Source organism: Sandaracinobacteroides saxicola (assembly GCF_014117445.1).
Lineage (GTDB): Bacteria > Pseudomonadota > Alphaproteobacteria > Sphingomonadales > Sphingomonadaceae > Sandaracinobacteroides_A > Sandaracinobacteroides_A saxicola.
This window is the reverse complement of the sequence record NZ_CP059851.1, coordinates 400709-413177: the sequence shown is the minus strand read 5'-3', so window position 1 is coordinate 413177 and position 12469 is coordinate 400709. Positions and strand designations below refer to the sequence as shown.

10 protein-coding genes are annotated in these 12469 nt (G+C 69.1%); 7 read left to right on the top strand and 3 right to left on the bottom strand.

Annotated features, from left to right (window positions below; genetic code table 11):
• The first annotated feature begins 47 nt into the window (after window positions 1-47).
• The 3 genes from H3309_RS02030 to H3309_RS02020 all read left to right on the top strand — a co-directional run bounded on the left by H3309_RS02030 (window position 48) and on the right by H3309_RS02020 (window position 1696).
• Complete coding sequence (locus tag H3309_RS02030) at window positions 48-818, top strand: SDR family NAD(P)-dependent oxidoreductase (RefSeq protein WP_182297046.1); 771 nt, start codon at window positions 48-50, stop codon at window positions 816-818.
• A gap of 216 nt (window positions 819-1034) precedes the next feature.
• Complete coding sequence (locus H3309_RS02025) at window positions 1035-1304, top strand: type II toxin-antitoxin system Phd/YefM family antitoxin (RefSeq protein WP_182297043.1); 270 nt, start codon at window positions 1035-1037, stop codon at window positions 1302-1304.
• Entirely contained in the window at window positions 1301-1696 is a 396-nt protein-coding gene (locus H3309_RS02020; RefSeq protein WP_182297041.1) for a type II toxin-antitoxin system VapC family toxin, read from the top strand. The genes H3309_RS02025 and H3309_RS02020 overlap by 4 nt, the downstream gene beginning before the upstream one ends.
• Window positions 1697-1699: 3 nt before the next feature.
• Here H3309_RS02020 and H3309_RS02015 read toward each other — a convergent pair whose 3' ends face one another.
• Genes H3309_RS02015 through H3309_RS02005 form a run of 3 tightly spaced genes read right to left on the bottom strand, consistent with a single transcriptional unit; the run spans window position 1700 to window position 6236 of the window.
• Window positions 1700-2926 (bottom strand): serine hydrolase domain-containing protein, encoded by a 1227-nt coding sequence (locus tag H3309_RS02015; protein ID WP_182297039.1) that lies wholly within the window; start codon window positions 2924-2926, stop codon window positions 1700-1702.
• Window positions 2927-2936: 10 nt separating this feature from the next.
• Window positions 2937-5216, bottom strand: a complete 2280-nt coding sequence (locus H3309_RS02010; protein ID WP_182297037.1) for a patatin-like protein — start codon at window positions 5214-5216, stop codon at window positions 2937-2939.
• 15 nt (window positions 5217-5231) lie between these two features.
• Window positions 5232-6236, bottom strand: coding sequence for a 2-hydroxyacid dehydrogenase (locus tag H3309_RS02005; RefSeq protein WP_182297035.1), 1005 nt, complete (start codon window positions 6234-6236; stop codon window positions 5232-5234).
• Between the two features lie 87 nt (window positions 6237-6323).
• On the opposite strand from H3309_RS02005, the gene H3309_RS02000 reads away from it, so the two are divergent.
• The 4 genes from H3309_RS02000 (at window position 6324) to H3309_RS01985 (ending at window position 12469) form a co-directional block, all read left to right on the top strand.
• Window positions 6324-6848, top strand: coding sequence for an SH3 domain-containing protein (locus tag H3309_RS02000; protein ID WP_182297033.1), 525 nt, complete (start codon window positions 6324-6326; stop codon window positions 6846-6848).
• Between the two features lie 84 nt (window positions 6849-6932).
• Window positions 6933-8201 (top strand): TolC family protein, encoded by a 1269-nt coding sequence (locus H3309_RS01995; protein WP_182297031.1) that lies wholly within the window; start codon window positions 6933-6935, stop codon window positions 8199-8201.
• Window positions 8201-9328, top strand: coding sequence for an efflux RND transporter periplasmic adaptor subunit (locus H3309_RS01990; protein ID WP_182297029.1), 1128 nt, complete (start codon window positions 8201-8203; stop codon window positions 9326-9328). Before H3309_RS01995 ends, H3309_RS01990 begins: the two co-directional genes overlap by 1 nt.
• Before the next feature lie 42 nt (window positions 9329-9370).
• A complete protein-coding gene (locus H3309_RS01985) occupies window positions 9371-12469 on the top strand; it encodes an efflux RND transporter permease subunit (RefSeq protein ID WP_243453809.1) in 3099 nt (1032 codons plus the stop codon).

Here is a 12469-nt window from a genome sequence, read left to right as displayed (position 1 = left end):
CGGGGCTGTCCAGCACGGCAACAGGGGCGGGCATAGGAGAGTGACGCATGACCAGCCTTTTCGACCTGACCGGCCAGACCGCCATCATCACCGGCAGCAGCCGGGGCATCGGCAAGGCCATCGCCCACCGCATGGCCGAAGCCGGCGCCACCGTCATCATCAGCAGCCGCAAGCAGGACGCCTGCGACGCTGCGGCGGACGAGATCAACAGCGCGGTCGGCCGCAGCGCCGCCCTTTCCTTCGCCGCCAACATCGCCGCGAAGGACGCCTTGCAGGCGCTGGTCGACTTCACGGTCGAACGCTGCGGGCAGGTCGATCACCTCGTCTGCAACGCCGCCTCCAACCCCTATTTCGGCCCGATGGGGGGCATCGCGGACGAGCAGTTCCTGAAAATCCTCCAGAACAACGTCATCTCCAACCATTGGCTGATCCAGATGTGCGCCCCCGCCATGGTCGAACGCGGCCAGGGCAGCATCACCGTCGTCAGCTCGATCGGCGGCCTCAAGGCTTCCACCGTCATCGGTGCCTACAACATCTCCAAGGCCGCCGACCTGCAACTGGTACGCAACCTGGCGGCGGAATTCGGCCCCGCCGGCGTCCGCGTCAACGCCATCTGCCCCGGCCTCATCAAGACCGATTTCGCCCGCGCGCTGTGGGACAATCCCGACATCCTGAAACAGGCGACTGCCGGCAGCGCGCTGAAACGCATCGGCATGCCCGACGAGATCGCTGGCATGGCCGTGTTCCTCGCCAGCCCCGCCGGCGCCTTTACCACCGGCCAGGCCATGGTCATCGACGGCGGCGCGACCATCGTTTGAAACCGGGCTGCGCCCGGAGAAGACGGCGCACCGGCGCCGGCGGCCGGTCGGCCTTGCGCCCTGCGGAATCTGTTTTAAGCCGGCTAACGCCGGAGAAGACGGCGGACTCCCGCCGGCGCGCGGTCGCGCTTGCGGCCTGCGGCCGTTCAGGACCCAAGCCGATATTGCCAAATAATCTGCATCGGCCTATCTGACCAGCTTAGTCAGGAGGCGCCCATGCCCGCTGTCAACGTGCTCGAAGCCAAAACCCATTTCTCCCGCCTGCTCGCCCAGGTGGAAAGCGGTCAGGCAACCGAAATCATCATCGCCCGCAACGGCAAACCCGTCGCGCGCCTTGTCCCCATCGCCGCGGAACCCGCGCCCAAACCGCAGCGCGCGTTCGGCATGGGCCGTCATCTGGTCCCGGAAAACTTCGATTGGGATGCTTGGGCAAAAGCCGACAAGGAAATGGACGCCGAAATCGAACGAATGTTCTACGGCGAATGAGGCTGCTCCTCGATACGCATATCCTGGTCTGGTATTTCAGCGGCGACCAACGGCTGGCCCCCATAGGGCGGGCGATGGTCAACGATCCCACCAACGACATCTGCGTCAGTCTGGCTTCGTTGTGGGAAATCGCGATCAAATATCATTTGCCGCGCACACCGCGTGACCCGATACCCTTTTCACCCGAAGCGACGCTGGATCTCATCCGAAACGCCGACTTTCAACCGCTCACCATCAGCACTGAGCATATCCTCTCACTCTCCACCCTCCCCTGGCACCACCGCGATCCCTTCGACCGGCTACTGATCGCGCAGTCCATCGCGGAACGCCGCATCTTCCTCACCGCCGACGCCGCGCTCGGCGCCTACGGCCCCTCCGTCCTGCCCCTCTGATCCTCACACCCAGTCCGCCTTCACCGCCTCACGAAACTCCTTGTTCAGCGGATATTGCTCGCTCGGCATATATTGCACCATCAACACCACGGCGAAGCCCCGCGCCCGATCCACCGCGAAGATCGTCCCCGCGGCACCGCCCCAGCCATAGCTCCCCGCCGGATCGCCCTCCGGATTGCCGGGCAATGTCACCCGGCCCCCGGCCCCGAAACCCTGCGATTTCTCGAAAAACACCCCCGCCGGCATCAGGTTGCTCATCGCCAGCCGCGCCGTCTCCCGCGGCATCACGCGCCGACCGTCGATCTCGCCCTCGTTCAGCAGCATCTGCCCGAACCGGGCATAATCCCGCGTGCTGGACGCCAGCCCGGCCCCGCCCGCAAGAATCAGCGGCTCGCTGGTCCATTCGCTCTTCGCCGCGCTGTCGATCGGCACCAGCTTCTCGCCGATCCGATAATAATTCGTCGACAGCCGCCTGCCCTGCGCCGCGCTCAGCCGGAACCCGGTATCCGGCATCCCGCACGGCCCCAGCAACTGCTCGGCGAACACCGCGTCCAGCGTCTTGCCCGTCACCTTCTCCAGCACCCCGCCCGCCAGGTCGAGCGCCACCGAATAATGCCACTCCTTCCCCGGTTCGCTGCGTAACGGCAGCTTGGCCAGCGCTTCCACGAAGCCGGTCAGGTTCGGCTGCGCGCCATCCCCCGGCTGCGCCCCCAGCCGTCCCACGCCCGGCATCAACCCGGCCCTGCGATAGGCCTGCTGCAGCGGGCCGTTGCCCATGATGTGATAGGTCAGGCCGGCGGTATGGGTCAGCAGGTGCCGCACCAGGATCGGCGCCTTGGCCGGCACCGACTCCAGGCTTTTCGCCGGGTCGACCGCAACTTGCATGTCCTTGTACGCCGGCAGGATGTCGGAAACCGGCGTGTCCAGCGTCAGCCGCCCCAGCGCCACCTGCTGCATCACCGCCATGCCCGTCACCGGCTTGGTCATCGAATAGACGCGGTGGATGGTATCGGGTGTCACCGCCTCGCCATCGAACGCCGTCTTGCCCGCCGTCAGATAGACCGGCCTGAACGCGCCCGGCGTCACATAGCCGACGACCGCGCCCGCCACCTTTCCCTCGGCGACATAGCGCTCGATCAGCGCCTTCACCGCCGCATGATCGCGCCGCCGCGCCCACAGCGCGGCCGGCAGGCCCGCCGCCAGCGCCGCGCCCCCCATCCCCTGCAACATCGTCCGGCGGTCAAGATGAGGTGGGCGCACGGTTATATCCTTCCAGTTCGTCGATCAACGGGTGGATCAGCGTCAGATGCTCGCGCTCCGACGCCAGGATCGCGGCGAAAAGCTGCCGTTTCATCTTGGTGATGGCAACTGGCATTTCGCCATCCACCGCGCTGACAACGATATCCACCAGTCGCTCGGCGGCATGCAGCCGCCCCCACAGATAGTCATTCTCCCGCCAGGCCCGGCTGAAAAACGCCCCGAACGCGTTCATCTGCCAGCCTTTCAGCGTCGCTCGGGTGCCCCCGGATTTCAGCGCCGTCGCATCCTCCGGGCTGATCCGGTCGACCTTGATCTCGTCGAAACTCTCGAAACCATCGTCCTGCATCAACGGCAGCAGGGCGATGTCGTAAAAGGGGAACCCCAGCCAGGCCCGGATCACCGCTTGCCGCAGCCCGCGCGACGGCTTGCCACCGCTGACGTCCAGCACCGCCCGGTCGGCCGCCGCATCCAGCGCAGACAGGTCCATCCATCGTTTCAGCGCCTCCACCGCCCCCGCGATATCACCCGCCCGCAGCTGCGCCGCCACCGGCGCCAGCACCTCGTCCCCCCGGCGCAGCCTCAGGAAAGGCGCCAGCGCCAGGTGCAGCCGCGCCTTCATCGCATCGGCGGCGTCCGGTGCCTCGCCGCTGTCCGCGGCCTCCGCCAGCTGTGTCACCCGCCGGATGACGAAGCGCAGCCGCCGCACCCGGAAGCCCAGGTCGAGCGCCCGCATCAACCCGACATAGGCACTCGATGGTCCCTCCTTCGCCGTCACCGCCGCCACATCCATCGCGCCCACGGCCTCGGCGTGCCCGCGCAAGGCCTGCCGCATGTCCTGCTCGTGCAGGGCATCCATCCCCGCTGCCTGCGCCAGCAGCGCCGCTGCCTCGTCGATCACCACGCGCAGCTTCAAATGGGCATAGGCGGCATAGGCAAAGCCCGCCTCTTTCGCCGCCACCGACTGGATGCGGCTGCGCGCCCGCGCCAGCCGCGGCGCCGACAGCGGCAACAGGAAGAAACCGCCACCCACCGCCCGCGCGATCGCCGCGTCCACCGCCGGCGTCATCCCTTCTACCACACCGCGCAGGCGGCGGATCCGCTGGGAAACCGCGGCAATCGCCTCCAGATTGTCGCGGATCGGCTGCTCGCGCGGAATGTCCGCCAGCGCCCGCAGGATGGTGGTGAAAAACCCCGGCTCCGGCCGGTCGCCTCCCGGCACCAGCCCATGCACCCCCGGCGAGGGATCGATATAGACGAAACGCCGATCCACTGACCGATGCGCCGGCCGATGCCGCAGCGTCGCGATCGCCGGCCCGAACGGCGCATTGTTCAGCACGCTGCCGTCGATCAGCCGCAGCTCCTCCACCGGCCGGTCACCGGACAGCGAGGCCGCGACGAACGCCGCGCGCCCCGGCCAGGGCTCGCCCCGCGCCGCCAGCATCCGGTCGATCTCGCCGATGCCCGCGGGGGGAAAGGCGCCGGGAAAACTTGCCGTCGCGCGCGCGGCGAACACCAGCGCCGGCCGTTCCCCCAACACCCGCCCCTTGCCCGGCGGCACCGAAAAACTGATGATCCGCCGGTGCTCGGTCTCGGTGATCGCGGTCGGGCTGTGCAGCATCAGCCGCTGACCCATGCCGTGATAGTCGGTGACCGTCACGAACAGGTCGAGCGACTGCGTTGCCGGCAGCAGCGGCGGGCCCGTCGCCCGCATCGCCGCGATCGCCTCGTCCAGCAGCAGCGTCAGCCCGTCACCGCTGAACGGCGGCGCGAACCAGCGGCTGCGGACGAAGCGCGACAGCTTCATCGTCACCTCGGCGCGCACCTCGCTGTCGATCGCCGCCAGCGTGTTGCTGGCCTTCGCCGCCCACCAGGCAAAGGGTTCGGCATAGATGCGGCTCAGGCGCGATGCCGGCCGCGCGTCGGGGTCCAGCATGACATCGATGTCGGCCTTCGCCAGCCACAGGTCGCGCAGTGCCTCCATGTCGTGCCCGCCGACGATGGCATGGCCCAGCAGGATTCCGTTGATGCCCCCCGCCGACGCGCCGGCGATGATGTCCGTCACCACCCGCAGCCGCAGCGGCAGCGCCTGCAGCAACGCTGCCCACACCGGTTCGCTGTCGCCCGACACCGCCTGGCCGCTGGCGAACGCCTCCGACGCGCGGAGCAGTTTCCACAATTCCTTGGTGATGCCGTGCATGTAAACGGCCAGGCTGACCCCGCCATAGCAGACCAGCGCCAGCCGCAACTCCTTCTCGCGCACCGGCCCTCGCTCCCGTCAATACTCCGATAGCACCTGGTCGGGCGGCCGGTGCCCATCCGCCCAGATGCGGATGTTGGCGATTACCTTCTCGCCCATCGCCTGCCGCCCCTCGAAGGTCGCGCTGCCCATGTGCGGCAGCAGCACGACATTGGGCAGCGCCAGCAGCCCTGGATGGATGCGCGGCTCCTCCTCGAACACGTCCAGCCCGGCACCGGCGATGCCACCATGGGTCAGCGCGTTCACCAGCGCCGCCTCATCCACCAGCGTGCCGCGCGAGGCGTTGATCAGATAGGCATGCGGTGCCATCCGCTTCAGCCGCTCGGCATTCATCAGATGGTGCGTCTCCGGCGTTTCCGGACAGTTCAGGCTGATCACGTCGACCCGCGCCAGCAGGTCATCGACACTCGGCCACCAGGTCGCCTCCAGCGCACCCTCCACCGCCTTGGGCAGCCGCCGCCGGTTGTGGTAATGCACCGCCATCCCGAAGGCCCGCGCCCGTGCCGCCACCGCCTGGCCGATCCGCCCCATGCCGACGATGCCCAGCCGCTTGCCCGAGACGCGATGCCCCAGCATCCCCGTCGGCGACCAGCCGCGCCATTCGCCGCTGCGCACCAGCTTCTCGCCCTCCGCCAGCCGCCGCGGCACGGACAATATCAGCGCCATCACCATGTCGGCGGTATCGTCGGTCAGCACGCCCGGTGTATTGGTTACCGGAATTCCCCGCGCCCGCGCCGCGCCGACGTCCAGATGATCGATGCCGGCGCCGAAATTGGCGATCAGTTTCAGTCGCTCGCTGGCCCCGCCGATCAGCCCGGCATCGATCTCGTCCGTCACCGTCGGCACCAGCACGTCGCAATCCGCCATCAGCGCCGCCAGCTGCTCGCGGTCGAGCGCGATGTCCTCATGGTTCAGCGTCACCTCGAACAGTTCGGCCATCCGGGTTTCCACCGCCTGCGGCAAGCGGCGGGTGACGGCCACCTTGGGCCGGTGCGGAAGCTTGACGAAGCGCGTCTGGGGCATGGGGGCAAGGATAGGCCCGCGAGCGGCCCGCGCGCAAGCGCCCGCGCCAAACTTGGCGCCGCCCGCCCCATCCGCTAAGGCCCAGGCATGCGCATGCTCTTTCCCATCCTCCTGCTCGCCACTGCCGCGACCGCGCAACCCGCAACCAAAGCGCCTGTGCCCGGCGTCCCCACCAATCCCGATGCGCTGAAGGGCGTGTCCGGCGAGAAGCTGCCGCGCTTCGTCAGCCTGCGCTCGGGGGATGCCAACATGCGCACCGGTCCGGGCCGCGACTATCCGATCAGCTGGAATTTCCGCCGCGCCGGCATCCCGCTGGAGGTGCTGCGCGAATGGAATGTCTGGCGGCTGGTGCGCGATCCCGACGGCGCCACCGGCTGGATGGACCGCGCCATGCTGTCGGGCGAGCGCACGCTGATGGTCACCCGCAGCATCCGCACGCTGCACGCCCAGCCCGACGTCTCCTCCCCCGCGGTCTGGCGCGCCGAGCCGGGCGTTGTCGGCCGCGTCGTGATGTGCGCGAACAGCTGGTGCCGCATCGAGATCGAGGGCAAGAGCGGCTATATCCTGCGCGAGCACACCACGGGCAGCTATCCCAACGAACCCATCGGCTGAAGCGCATTTAATCTTTCAGCCATACCGGCGCCAGCCGGCGGCCGCATCACCCCCACACCATCATCTGGGGGTTGAAACCACCGCATGCCCGTCTCCACCCTGCCACGCTTCCTCGCGCTGGCAACCCTGCTCCTCATCGCCCCGGCGCTCGCCGCCCAGGCGACGCGCACGGTCACGCTGGCCGACATCGACAGCGCCGTCCTCACCGGCAACATCGACATCCGCAGCGCCGACAATGCCGTCAGCCGCGCCCGCGCGGGCATCCGCGCGGCGGACGTCGCGCCCAACCCCACCCTCACTCTGCAAGCCTTCAGCATCTCCCCCAAACGCTGGGGGCTCGAACGTTTCCGCGATTCCGCGGACGTCACCGCCCGCCTCGACCAGCTGATCGAAACCGGCGGCAAGCGCCGGCTGCGCGTGGAAAATGCCACCGCCACCCTGTCCGCCGCCAGTGGCGATCTCGCCGACACGCAACGCCTGCGCATCGCCGATGCCGAGGCGGCCTTCTTCGCCCTCGCCGCCGCGCAGGACCGCGTCGCCGCGCTCGAAGCGGTCGCCACCAGCTATGCCCAGGCCGTCGCCATTGGCGAAAAGCGCCTCGCCGCCGGTGCCGCCGCCGGTCTCGACCTCGAACGGCAACGGGTCGATCTCACCCGCGCCCAGGGGCAGCTCGCCACCGCCCGCAACGACCTGCGCGACGCCCGCCTGTCGCTCGCCATCCTGATCGGCGCCGAGCAGGACATCCTCGTCGCCGCCCCCGCCTGGCCGGACACAGCTGTCACCCCGCCGCCCGCCGATGCCGACGCCCTCGTCGAAAGCCGTCCCGACGTCATCGCCGCGCGCGCCCGCGTCGATGCCGCCCGCGCCGCGCTCGGCCTTGCCCGCGCGCAGCGTGCCCGCGATGTTGATGTCGGCCTGCAGGCGGAGAATGACCCGCGCGGTGTCGGCAGCAGCTTCGGCGTCGCGGTCGCGATTCCCCTGCTGTGGGGCAATCGCTACAGCGGCAGCATCGCCCAGGCCGGCACCGACGTCGCCCAGGCCGAAGCGTTGCTGGAGAAAAGCCGCGCCGTCGCCCGCGCCGAAATCGCCACCGCCGACCGTGCCGTTGCCGAGACCGCCGCGCGACTGAACGCCGCCCAGAACCAGGAATTGCCCGCCGCCGCCAGCGCCGCGCGCATCGCCGAATTCGCGTTCAGCCGCGGTGCGCTCGGCCTCCTTGACCTGCTCGATGCCCGCCGCAGCCGCCTCGCCGCGGAACTCGACACCATCGATGCCCGCCTCGCCTTCGCGCAGGCCCTTGCCTTCCGCCGCGCCGCCACCACAGCCGACGCACAGCCCCAGGACAACCGCTGATGCCCGCCTCCCGCAAGACCCTGATTGCCGCCGCCGTTGCCCTCGCGGTCGCGGTGCTCGCCTGGTTCACGCTGCGCCCCGAACCCGCGCCGGACGCCGCGCCACCCGTCTCCGCCACCCCCGGTGTCATCGCCTTCGCGCCGAACGCCCCCGAGCTCGACAGCATCCGCCTGGCCAAGGCGGTGCAGGTGCCGCTGCCCCTCTCCGGCGATCTCAATGCCCGCCTGGCCGTCGATGAAGACGCCACCGGCCGCGTCGCCTCCCCCGTCGCCGGCCGCGTGACGCGCATCCTGCGCGACCTTGGCGACAGTGTCGCGCGCGGCGATGCGCTCGCCATCCTCGACGCCCCCGACCTTGGCGCGGCGCAGGCCGACCTCGCCCGTGCCCAAGCCGATGCCCGGCTGAAAGCCGAGGCGCTGCGCCGCGCCCGCGACCTCTATCAAGGCCAGGCCATCGCCCGGCGCGAGCTGGAAGCCGCCGAAGCCGACGCCGCCGAGGCCAGCGCCGAGCGTCAGCGTGCGGCGCTGCGCGTCGGCAACCTGGGCAGCGGCAGCGCCGGCGAGAATCTCACCCTGCGCGCCCCCGTTGCCGGCATCGTGATCGCCCGCACCGCCAACCCCGGCGAACAGGTGCAACCCGGTGGCGACGCGCTGTTCGTGGTCAGCGACCCCAAACGACTGTGGCTGCTCATCGACCTGCCGGAAAGCGACATCGCCCGCGCCCGGTTGAACGAGTCCGTCGATTTCACCGTCGATGCCTGGCCCGGCCGCCGCTTCACCGGTCGCATCGCGCGGGTCTCGCCCGCGGTCGATCCGGTCACCCGCCGGGTGCAGGTGCGCGTCGCCGTTGCCAACCCCGACCTGGCGCTGAAACCGGAAATGTTCGCCCGCGCGCGCATCGCCGCCAACGATGGCCGCACCGGGCTGCAAGTGCCCAACACCGCGCTGATCGAGGATGGCGTGCGCAATTTCGTGCTGGTCGCCGAAACCCCCAGCCGCTTCCGCCGCGTCCCCGTCACCGTCGCCTCACGCGGCACCAGCAACAGCTACATCACCGGCGGCATCGCCCCGGGTACCACGGTCGTCGGCGACGGCGCGCTCCTCCTCAACGCCCAGATCGGCAACTGATCCATGCTCCGCGGCCTTTCGCACTTCGTCCTGCAATCGCGCATGTTCATCTTCATCGCGACTGCGGCGCTCGTCCTCGTCGGCGTCCGCGCCGCGCTGCAACTCCCCATCGAAGCCTTCCCCGACGTGCAGGACGTGCAGGTCACCGTCATCGCGCAAGAGGCCGGCCTGGCCCCGGCGGAGATCGAACGCAGCATCAGCCTTCCCATCGAACGCGCGCTTGCCGGCACCCCCGGCGTCACCACCATGCGCTCGGTCAGCATGACCGGCCTCTCCATCACCACGCTCATCTTCGCCGACGGCACCGACGATTATTTCGCCCGCCAGCGCGTGCTCGAACGGCTGGGCGATGCCGACCTCCCCGATGGCGTCACCCCCAGCCTCGGGCCGCTCTCCACCGCGGTGGGCGAAATCTACCGTTATGTCGTGGAGGGTCCCGCCGACATGCCGGATTATGAGGAGCGGGCGATCCACGATTTCGTCGTCCGCCCCGCCATCCGCATGGTGCAGGGCGTCGCCGACGTCACCGTCTTCGGTGGCCCGCTGAAACAATATCAGGTGCAGGTGCGCCCCGATGCGCTGCGTCGCTTCGGCGTCACGCTGGCACAGCTCGAAGCTGCGGTCGGCAGCGCCAACGTCAATGTCGGCGGCGGCATCATGCGCCGCGGCGACGAGGCGATGGTGATCCGCGGCATCGGCCTTTACCAGACTACCGACGATATCGCCGGCACGCTGGTGAAGGCCGATGGCGGCCGTACCGTGCGCATCGGCGATGTCGCCGATGTCCAGATCGGCATCGCCGACCGCGCCGGCATCGTCAACAACAACCGGCGGGAGGATGTGACCGAGGGCGTCGTGTTGATGATCAAGAAGCAGAATGCCGCCGAAGTCGTCGCGCGTGTCCGCGATGTCGTCGATGGCCTGAACGCGCAATTCGCCGCCGACGCCGCCCGTACCGGCAAGCCGCCGGTGAAGATCATCCCCACCTATCAGCGCACCAACCTCATCAACCGCACCGTCGAGACCGTCGCCGAAAACCTTGTGGTCGGCGCCGTGCTGGTCATCGCCATCCTGATCTTCTTCCTGCGCAACTGGCGCGCCAGCCTGGCCGTCGCCGCGATCATCCCGCTGGCGCTGCTCGCCGCCTTCACCGCATTGAACGCCGTCAGCATCCCCGCCAACCTGATCAGCATGGGCGCCGTCGACTTCGGGATCATCATCGACAGCGCCGTGGTGTTCACCGAAGCCCTGATGGTCGGCCTCGCCGCCAGCGCCGTCGTCACCCACGGCCAGCGCCTGGGCGTGCTGCGCAAGACCGTCAACGACCTCGCCCCGCCGATCCTCTTTTCCAAGGCCATCATCATCATGGCCTTCGTCCCCATCTTCACCTTCCAGCGGGTGGAGGGGAAGATGTTCACCCCCGTCGCCCTCACCCTCAGCTTCGCACTCGGCGCGGCGCTGCTCCTCACCCTCACCTTCCTCCCCGCCACCCTTTCCACCCTGATCGACCGCCCGGACATGAAGGAACGGCATCTCGGCTGGATGGAGAAACTGAAAGACGCCTATCGCCGCACGCTGCTGCGCTTCGGCGGGCGCGACAAGCCGGTGTTCATCGCCGCGCTCGCCGCGCTCGCCATCGCCGCCGCCGTCGTCCCCACGCTGGGCAGCGAATTCCTGCCCAAGCTCGACGAGGGCAACATCTGGCTGACCATCCAGCTCGCCCCCTCCGCCGCCATCGAAACCAGCCAGCGCGTCGAGCGCCAGGTGCGCGCCATCATGCTCTCCTACCCCGAAGTGCGCATGGTCAACGGCGAGATCGGCCGCCCCGACGACGGCACCGACGCCAAGCTCCCCTCCTCGATGCAAATCCTGATCGACCTGAAACCACGCGGCGAATGGCGCGCGCAATTCCCCACCAAGGAGAAGCTGATCGACGACATGCGCCGCCGCATCGAAACCATGCCCGGCGTCGACACCAATTTCAGCCAGGTCATCCAGGACAGCGTCGAGGAATCGCTCTCCGGCGTGAAGGGCGAAGTCTCGGTCAAAATCTTCGGCCCCGACCTCGACATCCTCGAGGATCTCGCCGATCGCGTCGCCGCCACCGTCAACACCGTGCCCGGCGCCGCCGACGTCGCCGCCATCAAGATCGGCGGCCAGGCCGAAGTCACCGTCGTGCTCGACCGCCTCGCCCTCGCCCGCCTCGGCCTCAACACCGGCGATGCCAACGCGGTCATCGCCACCGCCATGGGCGGCAGCAACAACGGCGTGGTGTTCGAAGGCGACCGCAAGTTCGACGTCGTCATCCGGCTGGCCAAATCCGCGCGCCAGTCGGTCGACGACATCGCCAACCTGCAAATCCCGCTGCCCGCCGGTGGCACCGTCAGCCTCAGCGATGTCGCCGACGTCCAGGTGCGCACCGGCGCCAGCCGCATCGCCCGCGAGGCCGGCGGCCGCAACGTCGCCGTCAAGGTCAATGTCGACGGCCGCGACCAGGGCGGCTTCGTCACCGAGGCGATGGCAAAGGTCGCCGCCCAGGTGAAAATGCCCTCTGGCTATCGCCTGGTCTGGGGCGGCCAGTTCGAAAACCAGCAGCGCGCCACCAAGCGCCTCGAAGTCATCGTGCCGCTGGCGCTGATGGGCATTTTCGGCCTGCTGTTCTGGGCCTTCCGCAGCGTCCGCCTCGCCACCCTCATCATGGCGATGATCCCCTTCACCATGATCGGCGGCGTCGCCGCGCTGGCGCTCGCCGGCCTGCACATGTCGGTCAGCGCCGCCGTCGGCTTCATCGCGGTCGCCGGCATCAGCGTGCAGAACGGCGTCGTCATGGTCGAACATATCGTCGGGCGGTTTCGGGAGGGCGACGACAGCGACACCGCCATCGTCGAGGGCGCCGTCGACCGCCTCCGCCCCATCCTGATGACCGCGCTGATGGCCGGCCTCGGCCTGCTTCCCGCGGCCCTCTCCACCGGCATCGGCAGCGAGACGCAGCGCCCCTTCGCCTGCGTCATCGTCGGCGGCATCGTCAGCGCCACTGCCTTCATGCTGCTGCTGCTGCCACTCGCCTTCCGCCGCATGCAGGCGGCCGCGCTCCCCAGCGCGCCATCGGCCTCGCCGAACCCCGAAGCCGTTCCAGTCTGA

Excerpts from the sequence above, each read along its gene's own strand:
- H3309_RS02030 (WP_182297046.1), top strand. The coding sequence starts at position 48 with ATGACCAGCCTTTTCGACCTGACCGGCCAGACCGCCATCATCACCGGC.
- H3309_RS02025 (WP_182297043.1), top strand. The coding sequence starts at position 1,035 with ATGCCCGCTGTCAACGTGCTCGAAGCCAAAACCCATTTCTCCCGCCTG.
- H3309_RS02020 (WP_182297041.1), top strand. The coding sequence starts at position 1,301 with ATGAGGCTGCTCCTCGATACGCATATCCTGGTCTGGTATTTCAGCGGC.
- H3309_RS02015 (WP_182297039.1), bottom strand. The coding sequence starts at position 2,926 with ATGTTGCAGGGGATGGGGGGCGCGGCGCTGGCGGCGGGCCTGCCGGCC.
- H3309_RS02005 (WP_182297035.1), bottom strand. The coding sequence starts at position 6,236 with ATGCCCCAGACGCGCTTCGTCAAGCTTCCGCACCGGCCCAAGGTGGCC.
- H3309_RS02000 (WP_182297033.1), top strand. The coding sequence starts at position 6,324 with ATGCGCATGCTCTTTCCCATCCTCCTGCTCGCCACTGCCGCGACCGCG.
- H3309_RS01995 (WP_182297031.1), top strand. The coding sequence starts at position 6,933 with ATGCCCGTCTCCACCCTGCCACGCTTCCTCGCGCTGGCAACCCTGCTC.
- H3309_RS01990 (WP_182297029.1), top strand. The coding sequence starts at position 8,201 with ATGCCCGCCTCCCGCAAGACCCTGATTGCCGCCGCCGTTGCCCTCGCG.
- H3309_RS01985 (WP_243453809.1), top strand. The coding sequence starts at position 9,371 with ATGTTCATCTTCATCGCGACTGCGGCGCTCGTCCTCGTCGGCGTCCGC.